The sequence below is a fragment of the Sphingomonas sp. BGYR3 genome (assembly GCF_025153455.1).
Lineage (GTDB): Bacteria > Pseudomonadota > Alphaproteobacteria > Sphingomonadales > Sphingomonadaceae > Sphingomonas.
On the sequence record NZ_JANZNT010000001.1, the window covers coordinates 2,435,644 to 2,454,489 of the forward strand.

The 18,846-nt window shown below is 66.4% G+C and carries 16 protein-coding genes; 3 read left to right on the forward strand and 13 right to left on the reverse strand.

All coding sequences use genetic code 11. The features are described from left to right. Positions 1-56 precede the first annotated feature (56 nt). From NYR55_RS11565 to NYR55_RS14945, 9 genes are all read right to left on the reverse strand, one after another. Positions 57-1,901, reverse strand: coding sequence for an ABC transporter ATP-binding protein (locus NYR55_RS11565; RefSeq protein ID WP_260021459.1), 1,845 nt, complete (start codon positions 1,899-1,901; stop codon positions 57-59). Continuing rightward, positions 1,898-2,887, reverse strand: coding sequence for a glycosyltransferase family 2 protein (locus tag NYR55_RS11570; protein ID WP_260021460.1), 990 nt, complete (start codon positions 2,885-2,887; stop codon positions 1,898-1,900). The genes NYR55_RS11565 and NYR55_RS11570 overlap by 4 nt, the downstream gene beginning before the upstream one ends. Next, positions 2,884-5,904: a trifunctional glycosyltransferase/class I SAM-dependent methyltransferase/polysaccharide deacetylase gene (locus NYR55_RS11575; protein ID WP_260021461.1), complete on the reverse strand. Its 3,021-nt coding sequence runs from the start codon at positions 5,902-5,904 to the stop codon at positions 2,884-2,886. Before NYR55_RS11575 ends, NYR55_RS11570 begins: the two co-directional genes overlap by 4 nt. Continuing rightward, positions 5,901-7,046: a glycosyltransferase gene (locus tag NYR55_RS11580; RefSeq protein ID WP_260021462.1), complete on the reverse strand. Its 1,146-nt coding sequence runs from the start codon at positions 7,044-7,046 to the stop codon at positions 5,901-5,903. Before NYR55_RS11580 ends, NYR55_RS11575 begins: the two co-directional genes overlap by 4 nt. Then, a complete protein-coding gene (locus NYR55_RS11585) occupies positions 7,043-8,146 on the reverse strand; it encodes a hypothetical protein (protein ID WP_260021463.1) in 1,104 nt (367 codons plus the stop codon). Before NYR55_RS11585 ends, NYR55_RS11580 begins: the two co-directional genes overlap by 4 nt. A gap of 12 nt (positions 8,147-8,158) precedes the next feature. After that, the gene (locus tag NYR55_RS11590; protein WP_260021464.1) at positions 8,159-9,370 is read right to left on the reverse strand and encodes a beta-ketoacyl-[acyl-carrier-protein] synthase family protein; all 1,212 of its coding nucleotides are present in this window, start codon (positions 9,368-9,370) and stop codon (positions 8,159-8,161) included. Beyond that, positions 9,367-9,624, reverse strand: coding sequence for an acyl carrier protein (locus tag NYR55_RS11595; protein ID WP_260021466.1), 258 nt, complete (start codon positions 9,622-9,624; stop codon positions 9,367-9,369). The genes NYR55_RS11590 and NYR55_RS11595 overlap by 4 nt, the downstream gene beginning before the upstream one ends. A gap of 117 nt (positions 9,625-9,741) precedes the next feature. Next, complete coding sequence (locus NYR55_RS11600) at positions 9,742-11,508, reverse strand: type I secretion system permease/ATPase (RefSeq protein WP_260021658.1); 1,767 nt, start codon at positions 11,506-11,508, stop codon at positions 9,742-9,744. A gap of 25 nt (positions 11,509-11,533) precedes the next feature. Then, positions 11,534-11,989, reverse strand: a complete 456-nt coding sequence (locus tag NYR55_RS14945) for a DapH/DapD/GlmU-related protein (RefSeq protein WP_279338692.1) — start codon at positions 11,987-11,989, stop codon at positions 11,534-11,536. A gap of 183 nt (positions 11,990-12,172) precedes the next feature. Between NYR55_RS14945 and NYR55_RS11610 the strand changes: the two genes are divergently transcribed. From NYR55_RS11610 to NYR55_RS11620, 3 genes are all read left to right on the forward strand, one after another. Continuing rightward, positions 12,173-12,493 (forward strand): acyltransferase, encoded by a 321-nt coding sequence (locus tag NYR55_RS11610; RefSeq protein ID WP_260021468.1) that lies wholly within the window; start codon positions 12,173-12,175, stop codon positions 12,491-12,493. Between the two features lie 113 nt (positions 12,494-12,606). Continuing rightward, a complete protein-coding gene (locus NYR55_RS11615; RefSeq protein WP_260021470.1) occupies positions 12,607-12,867 on the forward strand; it encodes a hypothetical protein in 261 nt (86 codons plus the stop codon). Continuing rightward, positions 12,867-14,441, forward strand: a complete 1,575-nt coding sequence (locus tag NYR55_RS11620; RefSeq protein ID WP_260021472.1) for a hypothetical protein — start codon at positions 12,867-12,869, stop codon at positions 14,439-14,441. The genes NYR55_RS11615 and NYR55_RS11620 overlap by 1 nt, the downstream gene beginning before the upstream one ends. A gap of 47 nt (positions 14,442-14,488) precedes the next feature. Here NYR55_RS11620 and NYR55_RS11625 read toward each other — a convergent pair whose 3' ends face one another. From NYR55_RS11625 to NYR55_RS11640, 4 genes are read right to left on the reverse strand one after another with little or no spacing between them, the layout of a single operon-like run. Then, entirely contained in the window at positions 14,489-15,205 is a 717-nt protein-coding gene (locus NYR55_RS11625; RefSeq protein WP_260021473.1) for a CpsD/CapB family tyrosine-protein kinase, read from the reverse strand. 23 nt (positions 15,206-15,228) lie between these two features. After that, on the reverse strand, positions 15,229-16,536 hold the full coding sequence (locus NYR55_RS11630; RefSeq protein ID WP_260021474.1) for a Wzz/FepE/Etk N-terminal domain-containing protein: 1,308 nt from the start codon (positions 16,534-16,536) through the stop codon (positions 15,229-15,231). A gap of 13 nt (positions 16,537-16,549) precedes the next feature. Beyond that, entirely contained in the window at positions 16,550-17,413 is an 864-nt protein-coding gene (locus tag NYR55_RS11635; protein WP_260021475.1) for an SLBB domain-containing protein, read from the reverse strand. 20 nt (positions 17,414-17,433) lie between these two features. Continuing rightward, positions 17,434-18,669 carry an outer membrane beta-barrel protein gene (locus NYR55_RS11640; RefSeq protein ID WP_260021476.1) on the reverse strand — a complete coding sequence of 412 codons (1,236 nt, stop codon included), beginning with the start codon at positions 18,667-18,669 and terminating at the stop codon, positions 17,434-17,436. Between the last annotated feature and the right edge of the window lie 177 nt (positions 18,670-18,846).

The following is an 18,846-nucleotide window of genomic DNA, read 5'->3' on the forward strand; positions in this document are numbered from 1 at the left end:
GGCCAGCCGCCATGGGTCAATCATTCTGTTGACCGGGCTGGCCATCGCACCGATTCTTATAGTCCATCGTGCTGAACGGTTGCAGCCGCGCCGTCGACAGGTTGCGCGTTCATCGACAGGATCCGGTCGGCAAGTTCGGCCGGTGAGCCTTCTGCCCTGAGCACGCCGTTTTCGATCCAGACGATGTGATCGACATGGCGGATCATGTGCAGGCGGTGGGTGATGACGATGACCGTGCGGCCGGCCATCGCAGTGTCCACTTCGGCCCGGATGCGCTCTTCCAGCGCGTGATCGAGCGCGCTGGTCGCTTCATCCAGGATCATGAAATCGGCCTCGCGCAGCAAGGCGCGGGCAAGGCCGATGCGCTGGCGCTGCCCACCCGAAAAGCGCAGCCCTTCCTGTCCGATCCAGCTGTCATAGCCGCAGGGCAGGGGCTCGATGAACTCGGCAACGCCCGCCGCGCGCGATGCGGCAAGGACGCGGTCCATGTCGGCGTCGGCATCGGCCATGCGGATATTGTCGATGACCGTCCCTTCGACCAGGTCGACATCCTGTCCGGCGACGGCCAGCCGTTCCAGCCACTGGTCCCGGCGGACCTGCGACAGCGGCGTTCCGTCAATGCGGATGTCGCCGGATGACGGCTCATAGAGGCGCAGCAGCAGATTGACGATCGTCGTCTTGCCAGCGCCGCTTGCCCCGACCAGCGCCGTCGTCCGCCCCGCCGGGATGGTAAAGCTGACCCCGTTCAGCACCGGATTGTCGCCGCGCGGATAGGTGAAGCCGACATTGTCGAACCGGATGGCCTGGTTCAGCCCGGCGAACGGCTGGGTTCCGGCCTGCGGAAACACCTTGTCATCCTGTTCGATCATCGCACGCAGCGACTGAAGCTGCGGATCGATCTGGCGCAGGTAGAGCAGATTGCCCTCCAGCTCGCGGACATGCGGCTGCATCCGGTACAACAGGACGACCGCGCCCAGCGTGATGGCAAAGCCGACCCCCCACCAGCCGACGCCGCCGACGATCAGGCACAGGATCGCCAGATAGCCGACCTCCGTCGCCGGGGTCAGCCATGCCGTCATCTGATCCTGGCGGAACGATGCCGCCCGCGCTCTTGCCGATGCATCGCGAAACCGCCGGTCATGGTCCGGTTCCAGCCCATAGGCACGGATCGTCCGCATCCCCTGCAGCGTCATCAGCATATGGGCGCCCAGTTCCCGCTGAACCGCGCGCACCTCTGCCCCCAGCGTGCGGGCATTGCGCGAGAAACGCCGGGCAATCAGCGAGATCGTGCCCGATCCGAGGATCGCGACCAGCGTGATCTTCCACGACAGGAACAGCAGCGCCAGCGTGAAGACGAGGATCGAGCAGCCGTTGATCATCAGCCGGGTCCAGCTGATATAGGCGCGGGAGGCGAGCCAGGTTTCCGTGCCCAGCGTCTCCATCAGCTCGGCCTGTTCCTTGCCCTGAAGATAGCCGTATTCGACGTTCAGATACTGGCTGTGCACGATGTCGCGCGCATTCTGGCTGATCTGTTCGCCGACGGCAGAGCTGAGCCGGGTATAGGCATAGGCGATCAGCGCCCGTGCGATGATCATGACGAGGATCGCGCCGGCCAGCCAGACCGAGCTGCCGAACCAGACCGCCAGCTGATCCAGCACGCGGCCGGCCATGCCGCCGACCTCCGCCCCCGACTGACCCAGCGCCAGATAGAGGAACAGGAGGATCAGGGTGATGCCGATCGTCTCTGCAAAGGAGGCGAGCAGGCCAAGCCCGAGCAGCGCCGGCGTGGTCCAGCCCGGTTTGCCGACCAGCGCGAACAGCCGGGTCAGCGTGGCAATCTGTTCCCGACCGGCGATCCTGCCCATGATGCCGTGCCACAGACGGCGGAGCGGCCGGATCATGCCGGAACGCCGATCGGATAGCGTTCGGCCGGGGCGGCGGCCACTGCGCCTGTTTCTACGGCGGCGGCGATGCGGCGGCGCTTGTACAGCGACCGGCGAACCGCGCGCGGCATTTCCAGCATCAGGATGCGCGCGGCCAGCGCAGGACGGCCGGGCGCAAGATGCGCGAGGATCCGGGCAATCATCATCGGTTTTCGCTGAAACAGGGCACGATTGGCCGTCCAGATGGCAAACCAGCTGATCCCCTGTTCAAGGGCGGGCAGGTGTTCGGGGTGGCGCCCGCCGATTTCGTCGATCACCATCTGCCACGACCGCAGCATCCGCCGCCCGTCGCTGGACATGTTGTCGGGCAGGGTGCGGTATCCGACCAGATGGTCCGGCACTGCGCCAAAGCCGCAATGTTCGGCGGCACGGCAGTAAAACAGCAGATCCTCGCACCCCTGAGCGCCCGCATGGTGCAATGCCGGTTCGAACCCGCCCGTCCGTTCCAGCACCCAGCGTTGCACCAGTGCCGCGCTGCCATTGCCGATGAAGTTGCCCTGCACCAGCTTGCCCAGCACATCGCCCTCGTGGGCGGCGCACGGTTCGCGTTCCAGCACGCGGCTTTCGCGGTCGATCAGGGCATAGCCGCAGTAAACGAGGCCGGGATTATCGGCCGCCTGCATCCGCCGCAGCTGGCGTTCGATCTTGTCCGGCGCCCACAGATCGTCCGAATCGACAAAGGCGACAAAATCGCTGGCCGCGGCCCGCCACCCGGCATTGCGGGCGGCCGCTACACCGGAATTGACCTGCTGAATCACGCGCACGCGCGGATCGACAGCCGCGTGGCGGGCGACCAGAGCAACGCTGTCGTCGCGCGATCCATCGTCGACCACAATGATTTCAAGCGCCGAATGGCTCTGGCCGCGCACGCTGTTCAGCGTTTCGTCCAGCGTTTGCGCGCCGTTGTAATTGGGGATGACGACAGAGACGAGGGGCGCGCTCATGACCGCGCGGCCTCCATCATGGCGGCGAATTGGTCAAGCGGCACGCCGCCTTCAACCTCCAGCCGCGGCAGATCGAGCGGCGGGTCGCCAAGCCCGGCAACGCCGGTGCGCGCAACAAAAGCGAGGGAATAGCCAAATTCCGCCGACAATGCCCCAAGCCGGGCATCGGGCGCCATGAACGGCGCGGCCAGGCTGATCGGGCGTCGTCCGGTCAGCCGTTCCAGAATGGCGGCCGAATCGGCCAGTTCGGTGCCAAGGGCGTCGGACGCCAGCAGGTCGGCGGCGCGATGCGTGTGCAGATGGCTGCCAAAGGCGACGCCCTCTGCCGCCAGTGCGGTGATCGTCGCGGCTTCCATCAGCGCAGGCGGCGTCCCCAGCGCGGCATCCCATTCAGCCGACCGGCCGATCGCCCCGGTGACGATGAACATCTCCGCCGGAAAATCATGCGCGCGCAGGATCGGCCAGGCATGATCGGCAAAGTCCTGATAGCCATCGTCGAACGTGATCCACACCGGGCGGCCCCAAAAGGGCGTCCGGGTGGCGAGGTGCCACTGCACCTGATCGCTGGTCAGGCCGTGATAGCCATTGGCGCGCAACCAGCGCAACTGCTGGCGAAAGGCATCGGGCGTGTGCCGCCAGCGGGCGAGGCCCGACGGTCCGTCCGGTGCCACGCCATGGTACATCAGGACGGGCAGCCGCGTCGTCCGCTCCGTCGCCAGCGCCGTCGACCGGCGCATCGTTGCCCCGCCCCAGACGATCGCGCGGCCGACCGCATCCTCGATCGGTGCATCGATATCGCCGCGGCGGACCACGGGTTCGACGGGATCGGCGGTCTTTTTGAACCGGTCGATGCGGTACAGCTCGGTCTGGAACGATTCCTCCAGCACAAGGCCTGGGGTGGCGGCAAAGGTTTCGGCGATCTGCTTTGCGCCATAGGGGTTGCCCCAGTCGAAGCCGGTGCTGGCCGGATCGTCGGTCAGGACATAGGCATGGGCGGTCAGGATCGCGCCGCCCGGTGCCAGCGCATCGCCAAGCCGCCGGGCCACGGCGGCAAGCTCTGCGACATCGGACAGGTAATAGAGCACTTCCGAACAGACGATCAGGTCCATGCCCTGGGGCAGGGGATCGGCGGACAGGTCCAGGGTGCGCCAGTCGATATTGTCCCGGTCGGCGTTGCGGGCCGCCGCGCGCTCCACCGCCTTTTCCGCAATGTCGGTCGAGATCAGCCGGTCGACACGGGGGGCAAGATAGCGGGTGAAGAACCCTTCGGCACAGGCCAGTTCAAGCGCGGTGCCGATTGGCCCTGTGGGCAGCATATCCGCCTGCCGCGCATATTTTTCCTGTTCATAGGGGGAGCCGTAATTCCACGGATCGTCCGTTTCGAAATAGCGGTCCCAGAATCCCTTGCGGTCGCCGGACCGTTCCTCCTCCGGCGGGGCGGCCAGGCGGGGTGCCGCCACCGGCGCGACCTCGATCGCGCCGGCTGCTGCTGCTGCCCGCGTGCGCAGGTGATCGATCCGGGCGCGGTGCGGCGATGCGGCAAGCGTCGACAGATGGCCAAGCCGTGCGTCGGCAAATGCCTGCCGCGATGCCGCCCGCAGCCCGGTTGAGGACAGGACGGTCGACGGGCGGCGCGCCGCCTGACGGATCAGGGACCGGCTGACGCGCAGGGCAGTGTCCACCGGCCGTGCGCGCAGCGCGGCGCGGGCCGTTCTGGGCAGCGGCACGGTCATGCCGATGATCCGGTGCCAGTCCGCCGGACCCAGATCGCCCAGCGCCCCGACCAGACGGGTCGCAATCGGCCGCCCCTGCTGGGTAAAGACCGCCAGAATCCGATCCACTCCGTCGGGCAGGGCGGTGTGCGGCGGCGTTTCGATGGGGACGTGCAGCCGCATCGTCGTGTCGAGCACGCGCGGCTGGGGATCGGCATGGCTTTCGCGCAGCACCTGATCCTCGACCGCGCCGATCAGCCGGTAATAGGCGTCGGGGGCCTGCCACGCGCCCGTCACCGCCGACACCGCATCGCGCACGGCAGGGGCCAGGCGGCCCCAATGTGCCGCCATGTCCGCCAGGGTGAGCCGCAACCCGACCATCGCGGCATTCAGGATCGAGGCGGCGATGGCGTTGTTCCAATCGACCGACCGGGTCAGCGGGGCAAGCGCGGCATCGTCCCATGGCGCGGTATCGCCGTCGATGCGGGCGACGACCCGGTTCCACAGGGCGAACCAGGCATAGACTTCCGCCAGCGACTGGCCCTCATAATTGACGGACAGGCCGTTGGCGTGTTCCGGCAGCGGATCGGCCACGCGGGGATCCGGGCCATAGGCGCGGGCCAGCACGACACGGCCATCCTGCATCATGCGGTGGCTGGCGCGGGTCAGCGATCCGGCAGAGGCGCGGTAATAGGCGAGCGGCCGATCCACCATGACCCATGGCGCCCCGGCACGCGACAGCCGCTGCCACAGATCCCAATCCTCGCAGGTGACAAGGGTGGTGTCGAAACCCCCCGCCGCCCGCACCTGTTGCAGGTCGAGCAGCAGGGTGTGGATCGTCACCGGGCAGGGCAGGGCAAAGGCGGCAAAGGGCGCGCGCGCCACGCGCGGATCGACCGTTGCCGGTCCCATGCTGCCATCGGGCATGACCCGCCGATACCCGCAATAGGCGATGGCACCTGCCGGCTGTCCATCCAGTGCGGCGATCAGGGTGCCCAGAAAGTCCGGTTCCCACCAGTCATCCGCGTCCAGAAAGGCAAGCCATTGCCCGCGGCCAGCCGCGATGCACAGATTGCGCGCCTCTGCCGCGCCCTTGCCCGGACCGGACAGCGGCCGGATGCGCGGATCGTTCGCGGCAAGGGCGGCGATGCAAGAGGCGGTATCGTCCGTCGAGGCATCGTCGATGACGATCAGTTCCCAGTCAGCCACCGTCTGGGCAATGACGCTGGCAATCGCTGCGTCGATCGTGCCCGCAGCGTTGCGGGCAGGCATGACGATGGTCACCCGCGGAGCCAGCATGGTCATGCGCGGTGCCCCCGATTGCGCAGATAGAACAGGATGCCGCTGAAATAGCCCGCAATCTCCTGGTCCAGATAGCGGTCGGCCGCATCGGCGCGCCGGCCGATCGCCCTGCGCAACCAGCGGCGGGCATAGAGCAGCGGCAAATCCCACAGCGCCCGCCACAAATTGCCCGGCCGCCCCGTCCGGTCATACTGGATCAGCAGTGCGGCGACATGACCGCGCATATATTGATGAATCTGCCGCGACAGGCCGTCTTCGTCGCGGCGGTGGACATGGTGGGCAACTATGCGGGGATCGTAGCGCAGCCGCCAGCCGTGATGGAGCAGGCGATACCAGTATTCCGAATCGTCGGAACAGCCGGACTGGCCCGCCCCCAGCCGTTCGTCGAACAGGCCGACATCGGCAAAGACCGCGCGCCGGAACCCCATGCTGGCCCCCGCGCCCAGATCCCATGCGGGAAAGGCGATGCGGGGGGGATGGCGGTTGAATTCAGCGGGTGTCACGTCGCGCAGCGCATACCCCTGACCAAAGCCCCAATGGCTTTCGAAATAGAGCTGGGCGTCGCTGGCCAGTTCGGCAGGCAGAACCAGGCCGGTGACTGCGCCAATATCCGGATGGTCGAACGCGGCCGCCATCCGGGCGACCCAGTCGCGGTCGAGCAGGACATCGTCGTCCGTGAACAGCACAAGGTCTCCGGTCGACGCCGCGACACCGGCGTTACGGGCGAAATCCAGCCCCTCCCGATCCTCGCGCAGGTAAACGACCCCGGCCGCCAGTGCCGCCTGTCGCGTGCGATCGTCGCGCGAGGCATTGTCGACCACGACGATCTGATCCGGCGTGCGCGATTGTTGCGCCAGTGAGGCAAGGCAATGGGCGATATCGTCCGGCCGGTCGCGGGTGCAGATGACGACGCTGATCGTTCCGGTCGCGGGCATAGCCACGGGTCGCGGCTCGTCGATCATGCCGGGATCGGGCAGCCGCTGACGGATGCTGCCATCGGCAAGGCGCAGGACATGGCCGATCGGCCGCCAGTCGTTCCACAGCACGATCATGCCGGGCGCATCCGGCGACGGCACCGGGGTTGCCGCGGACCAGCGGCGATGCTGGACGCCGGGCCGGTCTGGGGGCAGGGCCGAAGCGGTCACGGCTTTGCTGCCCCCTTGGCCGGGCGGACGAGGCGGCCCGGCGCTTCGACGATCAGGCGCGCCGTGACCATGCACAGCGCCAGCACACGCTCCAGCGCCGGGCGGAACAGCAGAAACATGCCCGCATGGGCGACCACGCCGCCGATCAGCAGCACCGGAAACAGCCAGAGCTGCTCCCGCTCCGGAAACAGCGGCGGCAGCAGCGGGAACAGCGCCGCAATCACCCAGCCATGCAGCAGCAGAATGGCCGAGGCATTATGCCCGAACAGGCGGGGCACACGCTGCCATGCGATCTGCGGCAGCGGCTGCGTCACCCAGAGCAGGAAGAGGAGGAAGCTGAGTTCCTGAACAAGGAACACCGGAGCCGATCCGAATTGCCCGACCATCGGCTGGCTGACGAACTGGACATTGCAGGCAAGGCATGGCCCGTCGCGCAGGATGCCCGGCCGGTTGAACCACGCAATCGCCAGTGTCGCGAACAGGGACAGGACCCCCAGCCATGCCGGCACCTGCCAGCGGGCCGGAATACGCTGGCCGATCAGGAAAAACGCTGTTGCCGCGGGCAGGGTGCGCCATTCCAGCCAGTTGTCGGGCATCCCCAGCTTGCGCCCCGCCCAGATGATTGCGGCCATGCCGGCAACCGCCACGACGAACATGCGCCAGTCCCGTTGCAGCAGATGGGCGAACAGACGGGCAAAGGCGAAGGCGATGAAGAACCACGCGACAAAGGTGGAAAAGCCGGTGCCGGTCACCAGCGGCCGCAGAAACCCGTCCATGATCGCCGACCAGCTGTCCGGCCTGTCATGCAGGAACGGGCCGATCCAATAGCCGATGGCGTGCGATACCGCCGCCAGCAAGAGCAGCATCACGCTTTGCGACAGGACACTAGCGAGGCCGCGCTGGCCAAGGCGCGGCGCGCTCATCCCCGCTAGCAGGAAGAACACGGAGACGTGCGGGGCCAGCAGCTTGATCTGGATGAACGTCAGCGGCGCGATCGACGGATCGGGGCGCGATAGCAGGAAGGTGCCAAGCAGATGGACGTACAGGATGGCCATGACGACATAGCCGCGCGCGCGCTCGGCGCGACTGTCCAGCGTCACGGCCATGGAGGATCAGGCCCGGCCGAACGCCAGCACGGCGTTCAGACCGCCAAAGGCGAAGCTGTTCGACAGCGCGGTTTCGAACCGGGCTGGACGCGCTTCATTGGGGATCATGTCCAGCCCCAGATCAGTGTCCGGGTCGTCGCAATTCGCGGTCGGCGGCATCACCTGTTCCGCCAGGGCGCGAACCGTGACCACCGCCTCCAGCGCGCCCGCCGCGCCCAGGCCATGGCCAAGCACGCCCTTTGACGAGGAAATCGGCGGCACCTTGACCCCATCGAATGTCATCGCAACGGCCGTCGCCTCGACCCGGTCGTTGATCGTGGTGCCGGTACCATGGGCGTTGATATAGCCGATATCGGCCGGGGTCAGGCCCGCATCCCTGATCGCCAGCGTCATCGCGGCTGCGGCACCAACCGGATCGGGCGAGGTCAGGTCGCCGGCATCGGCATTGGCGCCAAAGCCCAGGATTTCGCCAAGGATCGGTGCGCCGCGCGCGACGGCATGATCCCAATCCTCCAGCACGAGTACGCCCGCGCCTTCGCCCAGCACCAGGCCGGAGCGGTTGCGGGAAAACGGGCGGCACGTGTCGGACGACAGGACGCGCAGCGCCTCCCACCCGTGCATGGTGCCGGTGGTGATGCACGCCTCGCTGCCGCCGCCGATCGCGACCTTTACCGCGCCGGAGCGGACCAGCTGTGCCGCGATGCCGATGGCATGGGTGCCCGATGCACAGGCGCTGGCAATGGCATAGGTAATGCCATGCGCACCCAGCATCATCGACACCTGACTGGCGGCGGCGTTGCACATCAGTTTCGGGATGGTCAGCGGGTGGGTCCGGTGCGACCCCTCTCCGTAAAGCCGGAAGAAGGAATCATCGAGGGTGATGAGGCCGCCCACGCCGATCCCGATGATGACCGCCGCGGCCGACAATGCCTCGTCACCGGGGGCGAGGCCCGCCTCGGCAACCGCTTCGTTCGCCGCGACCACGGCAAACTGGGAAAACCGGTCCATCATCGCCGCTTTTTTCGGGGGCAGCAGCGTTTCGGGCTGAAACCCGCGCACCTGGGCCGCGATCTTGATGTTCAGCCGATCGGATCGCGGCACGTCGATCGGGCCGATCGCCGGGCGGGCATCGCGCACCGCCTCCCACGTCGCGGACGCTGTCATGCCCGCGGCCGAGATTGCGCCGATTCCGGTGACGGCTACCCGCCGGTGCGTCACTGAGCGCCCTTGGCTGCGACGGCTTCGTCCACCATGGTCGCCAGGTCGCCGATCGTCCGCAGCTTGTCGGGATCATCGACATTGGCGTTGTAGTTCACGTCGATGCCGAACTCTTCCTCGATCGCGAAAATCGTCTCGATCACGTCGAGCGATTCATAGCCCGCTTCCTGCAGGTCGGTGGATGCGCTGAATTCGCCGGGATCGCGTCCAAGCTGCTTCGCTACGATCGGAATGAGCCGTTCAACTGTCGACATTCTGCGGGCCTCCCCTTGCGCCGTTTGCATCATAGCTTGCAAGCACCCCGTAAGACAGGGCTATTTTGCAATGCAATATGTGCCGATATGGTGGTGGCAGCGTGCCTTGCCGGCGGATCATGCCGACAGGTCCGCAGCGACACGTGGCGGCGGCGGTGCGCCGTTCGGGACCACGCGCGGATAGGCCGTACCGGGCTGAAGCACGGCATCGCGTGCGCCCATTGCCTGAACCTCGCCATCGCGAAGGATCATCACAAGGTCGATACAGGCCAGGATCGAGGAGCGATGGGCGACGACGATCACGATGCCCTGTCGCGCGCGAACCGAGCGGACGGCATCGGCCAGAGCGCGTTCGCCCTCCACATCCAGATTGGCATTGGGTTCGTCCAGCAGGACCAGAAACGGATCGCCGAACAGCGCGCGGGCAAGGGCAATGCGCTGCGACTGGCCCGATGACAGGCCAAGGCCGTTGGCGCCGATGACGGTGTCATATCCCTGATCCAGCCGCAGGATCATGTCGTGCACCCCGGCAAGTTCGGCGGCACGGACAATGGCGGCCATGGACGCCCCTGGCGTGAACCGGGCGATGTTTTCCGCGATGGTTCCGGCCATCAGTTCGGGCGTTTGCGGCAAATAGCCAAGATGCGGCGCCAGTCGGTCGGCGGACCATTGGTCGATCGATGCTCCGTCCAGCTGAACCCGGCCGGACAAGGGCGTCAGGATCCCGGCCACGGCGCGCAGCAGTGTCGATTTGCCGCCGCCGCTTGGCCCGATGATGGCCAGCGTCGTGCCCGCTTCGATGCTGAACCCGACCTTTCGCACGGCGGGGCGGTCGGTCCCGAGCGGGGCGACGGTCAGGCCGATGACATCCAGCCGTTCGCGTGGGGCGGGCAAGGCCATGCGGGCGGGCTGTGGTGCCTCGCCCAACGTGCCGGACAGGCGCCGCCAGCTTTGCCGGGCATAGACGAACCCGCGCCAGTTCGCGATCGCCTGTTCAATCGGGGCCAGCGCGCGAGAGGAGAGGATCGAGCTGGCAAAGATCACGCCGCCCGTCGCCTGATCGTTGATGACCAGCACCGCGCCGATGGTGAGCACCAGCGACTGAAGCAGCATCCGGAACATCCGCCCGATGCTGGCCAGCGTGGATGCGGTGCCGCCCAGCCGGGCCTGTGCGTCGATATACTCGACGGCGCTGCGTTCGAACCGGGTGCGCATCGCCTGATCCATGCCAAGGACATGGGACAGTTCGGCATGGCGGCGCGCGGTATCGGCGGCCTGATTGCGCAGCAGCGCCAGACCGGCGATCGGGGCGGCCGAACGCGATGTGACCCGATCATTGACCACCGCCAACACGATCAGGATCAGTGCGCCCAGCCCGACAGTCAACGCCAGCAGGGGATGCAGCAGGAACAGGAAGACCAAGAACACGGCGACCCAGGGAAGGTCGGAAAGCGCCGCCGGACCATTGCCCGACAAAAAGCTGCGTACCCGTTCCAGATCGCGCAGCGGCTCTGCCGAATCCCCGCGCGGGTCGGTGCGCGCCATCCGCACCGCCGCATCATAGGCATGGCGGCCGATCGCGGCATCCGCGCTGGCCCCCAGATGCACCAGCATCCGGGCGCGCGTCACCTCCAGCAACCCCTGAAACAGATAGGCGATGGTCACGATGACCAACAGGCCGGCCAGCGTCGGCATGTTCCGGCCGGGCAGCACGATGTCATAGACCAGCATCATGTAAATCGAGCCAGCCAGCAGCAGCACGTTGAGCACCGCGCTGACCGCCGCGATGCTGCGCATCGACCGCTTTGCCCAGAGGGTGAATGCCGACAGGTCCGCCGCCGCGGATTCGCGGGGCCGTTGGCCGATGGAAAACGGGGCTGACATAGCGGCCACGGATAGCCGGGATTGGTTAATTCCCTGTTTCGCCGACCGGTTCCGGCATCAATCGGCCGCGAGGACCGACGGTCACGCCGCTTTTGATCACGCGTGCGGGATTGCCCGCGACGATGCTGCCCGAGGGTACGTCATCGAAGACGACCGATCCCGATCCGATGACGCACCCGTCGCCGATGGTCACGCCGGGCAGGATGACCGATCCGCCGCCGATGAAGCAGCGGTTGCCGATGCGGATCGGCCGGACCTGTCCGGTGCGGCTGTCGCGCGCGATCAACAGCGTTTTAAAGGCCACCAGGCTGTGTTCGCCGATCACGATGCTGTCCGGTCCGCCGCCCACGATCCGTCCGGACAGCGAGATGCTGGAACTGGCCGGCATCCGCAACCCGTGGCGCAGCGACAGCCACCGCCGCCGCAGCGACAGCAGCGCCATGCGCACCGAATGCAACTGATCGAGCGAGCGTCGGGCCATGCGCGTCCCCTTGCCATCGCTTGCCCCGGTTGGGCAATGGCGGGGCGACGGGGGATCGGAACTTCCGTCCCGCCGGGGTTGAGCATCCCCGCCCGGTCGGGCAAAGCGGCGCTAGCCGACTTGGGAAGGGCATGCTGCGTGCGGGCAATGATTCAGCGCTGGGTTCGTCGGGCGCTTCTGAACATGGATATCCATCCCGGAGCCAGCATTGCGCCGACCGCGCTGATCGACCGCACCTATCCGGCCGGGGTGCATATCGGCGACCGCGTGCGCATCGACGAGGAAGCCGTTATCCTGACCCATGACGTGACCCGGCACCTGGAACTCAACACCGTCATCGGTGCAGGCAGCTATATCGGCCCGCGCGCCATCGTGATGCCCGGCGTCACCATTGGCGAAAACTGCGTGGTCCATGCCGGATCGATCGTCACGCGCAGCATCCCGGATGGCGCGGTGGTGATCGGCAATCCCGCCCGTCGGATCGACGAGGCGCCGCAGGATTAACCGTTCCCGGCATTGAGTTGGGCGGGCGGACCGGCGGGTCGGCATTTTTCCGCTGTCCTACATCGCATCCCCATGAATAGAACAAACCAGAAACAAACTGGTGGGGAATGTTCATGACCGATCGATTCGTCAGCTTTAAGGACAGCGTGGATGCGCCCGCGCGCCATTGCTTTGCAGTCGTGCCGAGCGACAGCCAGCCGCTGCCCCATGTGACCAAGGCTTTGCGTGCGGGCGGGGCGGGGACAATCACGTTCCGGGCAATTGGCGATACCGCCGATACGCAGCACCCCGTGCTGAATGGCGAGCGCATCGACGTGCGGGTCAGCCATGTGCGCCAGACCGGCACCACTGTTCCCGTCATGGCATACGCCTGATGGTCGGGTTCGGATTTGGTGCCTGGCCGCCACGGCCGGTGAGCGGCGGGGGCGGTGGCGGCACGCCGACGCCCACGCCGGGCGGCACGTCGCCCGCGCGGTATAGCCCGATGGGCACGCGGTTCCGCCTGCCCACGGGGACGCAGACGATCAACGCGAGCTTCCTGTTCCAGGCCTATGCCCATGTCTTTGCGACGGGCGCATGGGCAACGAACGAGGCGGCGTTTTTCTGGTCCACCTTTGCCAACCTGACCAGCGTTGCCGACCATGAGGCAAAGGTGACGGGCGCGCTGCGGATCGAGCGGATTTCCGTCCTGATCTCTGGCACATGGGTGGATGCGACCATCACGGCCGGGGACGAGACGATTGATCCCAACACCGATGGGGCGGGCAAATGGGTGCGGTGCGCGTTCGCAACCCCTCTGCCTGCAAACACTGTCCTGTCGATGCGCGTGGCGACCGAGTTTACCCGCACCGGCACTTGTCCCGGTGGTCCGGCAGCGGCACCGAACGAGGCGCAGCGGGGCAGCTCGACCTCGCTGGCATCGACGCTGACCACGGTATCGCTGAACAACAGCAATGCGGTGCACTGGCGGCCCTGTGCCATGATGGGCAAGGGGGGCGATGGTCGCCCGGCATTGCTGGCGCTGGGCGACAGCATCGGGGCGGGCGCCGATCAGTACGCGAACGCGGCCGTCATGTCGGCCCGTGCGGAGTTCGGCTATCTGGGCCTTGGCCTGGACGATGCCAGCACCAGCAAACGCATCCCCTGCTTCAACTTCTGTGTGCCCGGGCAGAACCCGGAGAATTACGGCACGCCATCGCGGGTGGCGCTGAAGCTGGAAATCCTGACCAAGGCGATGGCGCTGAACGGCGGGGCATCGCCGGTTGACGAGATTGTCGTCCAGCACGGCACCAACAGCGTCAACGGCACCGTCACCAAGGCGCAGTTGGTCGGCCACCTCAAGAACGTCTATTCGACGTTCCGCGCGGTGCTGGGCGCGACCATGCCGGTGACGCAGGTGGAGATGATCGCGCTTCCCGCGTCAACCGATGGCTATGCCACGCTGGCCAACCAGACGCCGACCGCGCCGAACACCTATCCTACGGGCGTCCGCTGGCAGGTGAATGAGGCGATTGGCGGGCCGGATGGCCTGGGCAGTCCCTCTGCCGAGCTGCGGGCCGATGGCAGCATCCGGGGCAGCTTTGCCCCGTGGCGCTATGGCAGCGCGGATACGGCGGCGGATCGTGACCTGTTGCCGGTGCAGTCGTTCACCACGACGGTCGCCGCCGCCTATGGCGGCTCGGGCAACATCACCCTGACCGATGCGCCGCTGGTCGGCCATTATCTGGCGGTGGGCGGGGCGGCGTTCCATTATGGCGTCGTGACCAGTGTGACCGGAACCGGCCCCTATGTCGTCGGCATCATCTGGCAGGGCGGGCAGGCGGCCAAGGCGGTCGGCAACCCGGTGCGGGCAACAGCGCATGGCAGCGGCCTGCACCCCGGCCCGTTCCATCACGCGATCATGGCGCAGGCCGTCATCGACTGGAAGATATCGCGCGGCTGGGTGTGACGTCTCATCCCCCTCTTCCGGATGTGCGTCCGGAGGAGGGGGCGGGATCAGACGTTCATCACCGAACCGATGACCATGGCGCCATCGCCGTTCAGCTGAGTGACCAGGGTCGACAGGTCGTCAACGAAGCTGACGTCGCGGCGCGCGACGATCAGGACATAGCGCACCACCGATGCGATCCGGCGGGCATCGGCGCACCGATTGGTCGGTGGCGTCAGGATCAGCGTCAATTCGTGATCGCGCATGCAGGTGTCGATCACCTGTTTGAACCGCGCGCCGTTCAGCAGTTCCTGCGCATCGGCAGCCGGGCCGCCGGAATACAGCACGGACAGATGCGGGATCACATCGGCCTGGATCGTGTCGCTGATCGACAGGGTCTCGTCGGTCAGCAACTGGCGCAGATTGGGCACGGGCCGCGACGGGATGATGGCCGTTTCCACGAACGGCGTGCGCATATTGCCGTCGATCAGCAGGGTGCGGATCCCCGCCTGAGCCAGGCTGACCGCCAGATTGACGGCCACGAATTCCGACCCGCTTTCCCCATCGCTGGAACAAATCCCCAGCGCGCGGCGGCCGTTGCGGATATGCGTGGCGATGAGGTGCGTGCGCAGCGAGCCGATGGATTCGGCCTGGGCGCCGCCCTGCTGATCCAGCACCACGACGTCGGGCGACACCGAATAGGTGACGGGTTCCGGCAGCGGCGCCTTGCCCGCACCGGCGGCCGGTGTAGTTGTCTCAGAAATCGCTGAGGCAGCTTTGGACACGATGATGCTCCAGCCTTGAGGGGTCAGGCGCCCGTCGCGGGAACGCGACGATCCGGGTTGGTGAACGGGATGATCGCAATCACCGGCACCGATTCGATTGACAGATCGGAAACGCTGCGCACACGGCGGCGAAGCAGTTCGAACAGCAGCGCCAGCAGGATGCCGAGCACCAGACCGAACGCAGCAGCGCCGCCGATGATCACTGCCTTGAGCGGGCCGACCGGCTTGTTCGACGTGGTCGCCTGTCCCAGCAAGGTGATGCCGCCTTCGCGCGCCTGTGCCTGTTGACGCAGTTCGGCGGTCCGCGACGCGGCCTTGCTGAACTGTTCGCGCAGGCCGTCGATCCTGGCCTGCATCTGACGCAGCTGCGCGATCTCGTCACGCTGGGCGATGACCTTTGCCTGGGTCTGCGACACTTGCGACGCGATGGACGGCCCAGTGGCCGCAGGCGCGCGCGATGCGGCGGCAGCGGCGCGTTCCTGCGCTGCGGCTTGGGCCACTGCGGTCCGGGTCTGGCGCAGGGCAACGAGGTCGGGGTGATTCGGCCCCAGTTCGCGCGACAGGGCCGCGATCTGCCCATCGATCTGCGCCAGCTGGGTCTGGGCCGGCCCCGGACCGACCGGGATCGACACGCTGGGCATGGAGGGCATCGGCGTGGTTCCGGCCAGCGCCTTCAGCCGGGCGCTTTCGGTGTCGCTGTAATCGTCCTGCAGCACGATGTTGTTCGCGCGTTCGAACGCGGTGCGCTGCGATTCGGCCTGATTCAGTTCGCGGCGGATCTTTTCGGTCTGGTTGGCGAACCAGTCGGCATTGCGGGTCGCGGTTTCGCGGCGCTGGTCGATGCTCTGTTCGATATAGGCCTGACGCAGCGCGTCCGCGATGGTGCGCGCCCGATCCGGGTTGGTATCGACAAATTCGATTTCGAGGACGTTTGTCCCCTCGATCACCCGGGCGGTGGTGTTCAGCGTCACGCCCTGCGCCAACCAGCGGATAAAGCCCTGTTCGCTGGGCTGATCCGTCGACGCGACATAAGCGGCGCGCAGATCCTCACGCTTGGGCCAGCCCAGATCGGTGATCGCACGGGCGGCAAGCGCCGGATCGGCGAACAGTTCGACCTGAGTCTGGGCAAAGGCGCGGGCAAAGCCGGCATTGATCACTTCATTGGTGACCGGGTCCGGACGGATCACGTCCAGCATCACGCGGGCCTGCGCCTTGTACTTGGTCGGCACGAAGATCGAGACGACGCTGGCGCCGATCAGGCAGGCGAGCATGATGCTGACGATGAGCTTTCGCCGGGCCCATAGTGCACGAAAGAAGCTGACAAAATACATCCGGCCCTCGTGCTTAGAAGAACTTCTGGCCGACGACGATCACGTCACCGGGCTCGACGATGGTGTCGAGCTTTGCGCTGCCGATTTCCTGCTGTCCGCGGATCAGCTTGGTCCGGCGCTCCGACCCCAGCGGGGTCAGGCCGCCGCCACGGGCCAGCGCCTTGCGCAACGTCATGCCCGGATCGATGGGATAGGTGCCGGGCGCCGTCACCTGACCATAGATATAGAAGGTCTCGGCTTCGGCCACATAGACCTTGTCGCCCGGATTGACGATTGGATCCTCTTCACCGCGACCGGTCGCAATCGCCTTCAGCGACAATTCGCGCGGCGAACCGCCGGCCGGGGTCAGCGTGATCTTGTCGCCGCCGGTTTCGCGCACGCCGCCAGCACGCGCGATGACTTCGGACAGACGATAGGCGCGGTCAATCGGCACGACGCCGGGATTGGCCACCTGGCCCAGGACCGTGATGTAGCGGCTGGCATAGGTGACGATCGAGATGTTCAGCACCGGAGCCGAATAATAGCCGCCGCTGACCAGGGCGGCGCGAATCTGATCTCGCAACTGCAGCACGGTCAGGTCGGCGGCGCGGATGCTGCCGATCAGTGGCAGGGCAATCGTTCCGTCGCTCTGCACCTGGACCCGGGGCTTGAAATCCTCGCGGCCGAGCAGGCTCACCTCGATGATGTCGCCCGCGCCAAGGACATAGCCATCGACCAGAGACACGTTTTCCTGCGCCGCCGGGGCGGCAGGAACGCCCTGTGCGGCACGCGGGGGCTGAACCGGCGCGGTGCCGGCGGTCTGGGCGCCGGCCGTGCCGGAAAGCGTCATGGCCGTCACCGAAAGCGCGACGATGAGAGCGTTGGAAGTTTTGTGCATGCGCGAAGCCCTACTCTAGCTTAACGAAGGAGTCTCACTGAGAATTCGATGCGAGCGCTGTCATAGTCATAAAACGGGTCATTGGCGCGGCGTGTGTCATAGGTTGCGCCAAGGCCGAAGAACAGCCGCTGGGTCTTCTGAAACTGCAGGCCGGCACCTACGACATGCTGGGTATCGTCGGTCAATGGCCGCAGCGCACGCGGGAAGGTGGAGACATAATCGCGCGTGCGATAGGTATAGCTGCCCACCAGGTTCAGCCGCGGCGACAGCGCATAGGTAAGGTCGGTGCGCAGCGCGGTTTCGATGAAATAATCGATATCGAAATTGAGCGCGGGCACCGCCTGGCGCACGCCGGTAAACGACACGGCAAAGGGGCCGCCGGGCGAGACGCGCACATTGGCACGGCCGGTGATGCCGTCGAACGCCTTGATCCCGCCGGCGATCACATCGGTGTAGTTCAGCTGAATCTGACCCTGAAACGTCGGGGTGACGGCGCGGGTGAAGGACACGCCAAAGCTGCGCACCTTGAACCCGTCAATGCCCAGAAAGGTGAGCGGATTGTCCTGACGCTCGGTGAAATCCGTTTCCGCCTGCCCGACCAGCAGGGCGATTTCCCCGATCGACGGCTGAGCGTAGAGCAGGCCGCCGCCATACAGGACGGTGTTGTAATTGGCGCCGCGCCGCAGATCGTTGGTGTTCTTGCCGTCGGTGTACGAAATCTGCGCAACCGGGCGAAAGCCGACCTGCGGTCCGCAAGCCAGGGTCAGCGACGCCGTCTTGGTCGTCTCGAAGTTCCTGAAGCTGACCCGGTCGTCGGTCTGATCGGCGGTCAGGCCAAGATCGCCGGGATTGCTGCGTCGACGCGAAATGCCCGCACCCAGCGTGGTGTCGCAGATCGACAGCCGCGATGCCAGGCCGCCATCCAGCGAAATCCGTTCGCCATCAAGGCCGCTGTTGCGGCTGTAGATGTCATAGGCCGCGCCGCCGCTCAGGCTGGCGACGCCAATCCCGCCGACGGGAACATAGATGTCGACCGAGGCAGATGGCGAAAACCGGAAATCTTCCGGTTGCAGGTCGAGTTCCTCGGCCCGCTGATCGGTCAGCCGGGCAGCGTTGGTGTCATACGCGGCCGACGCCTGCAGCGTCACGTCGATACGCCGCGTCTGGTTCGCCACGAAAGGCAGCGAAACATTCTGCGCCGTCGCCGTCGCGCTCCAGCAAAGGGCGGTCGCACAAACCGCTGTCCTGATCTTCATGGCTCTCCCCCGGCACATCCCAAAGCGGTGTCTCTCTAGCGGAAGTCAAGCAAGCGCGGAACCATGTTATTTTCCGGCATCCCTGTTCCAGCTTCGGCCAGTTTCAACGGCGTTGAACCATGCCTTTCCTGCATATTTGCTGAAGCATGATTAGGGGCGTCTTAACCGGTCTGCGGC

Bases quoted from the DNA above. Each gene is read 5' to 3' on its own strand.
- NYR55_RS11565 (WP_260021459.1), bottom strand. From the start codon at position 1,901: ATGATCCGGCCGCTCCGCCGTCTGTGGCACGGCATCATGGGCAGGATC.
- NYR55_RS11570 (WP_260021460.1), bottom strand. From the start codon at position 2,887: ATGAGCGCGCCCCTCGTCTCTGTCGTCATCCCCAATTACAACGGCGCG.
- NYR55_RS11575 (WP_260021461.1), bottom strand. From the start codon at position 5,904: ATGACCATGCTGGCTCCGCGGGTGACCATCGTCATGCCTGCCCGCAAC.
- NYR55_RS11595 (WP_260021466.1), bottom strand. From the start codon at position 9,624: ATGTCGACAGTTGAACGGCTCATTCCGATCGTAGCGAAGCAGCTTGGA.
- NYR55_RS11600 (WP_260021658.1), bottom strand. From the start codon at position 11,508: ATGTCAGCCCCGTTTTCCATCGGCCAACGGCCCCGCGAATCCGCGGCG.
- NYR55_RS14945 (WP_279338692.1), bottom strand. From the start codon at position 11,989: ATGGCCCGACGCTCGCTCGATCAGTTGCATTCGGTGCGCATGGCGCTG.
- NYR55_RS11610 (WP_260021468.1), top strand. From the start codon at position 12,173: ATGGATATCCATCCCGGAGCCAGCATTGCGCCGACCGCGCTGATCGAC.
- NYR55_RS11615 (WP_260021470.1), top strand. From the start codon at position 12,607: ATGACCGATCGATTCGTCAGCTTTAAGGACAGCGTGGATGCGCCCGCG.
- NYR55_RS11620 (WP_260021472.1), top strand. From the start codon at position 12,867: ATGGTCGGGTTCGGATTTGGTGCCTGGCCGCCACGGCCGGTGAGCGGC.
- NYR55_RS11630 (WP_260021474.1), bottom strand. From the start codon at position 16,536: ATGTATTTTGTCAGCTTCTTTCGTGCACTATGGGCCCGGCGAAAGCTC.
- NYR55_RS11635 (WP_260021475.1), bottom strand. From the start codon at position 17,413: ATGCACAAAACTTCCAACGCTCTCATCGTCGCGCTTTCGGTGACGGCC.
- NYR55_RS11640 (WP_260021476.1), bottom strand. From the start codon at position 18,669: ATGAAGATCAGGACAGCGGTTTGTGCGACCGCCCTTTGCTGGAGCGCG.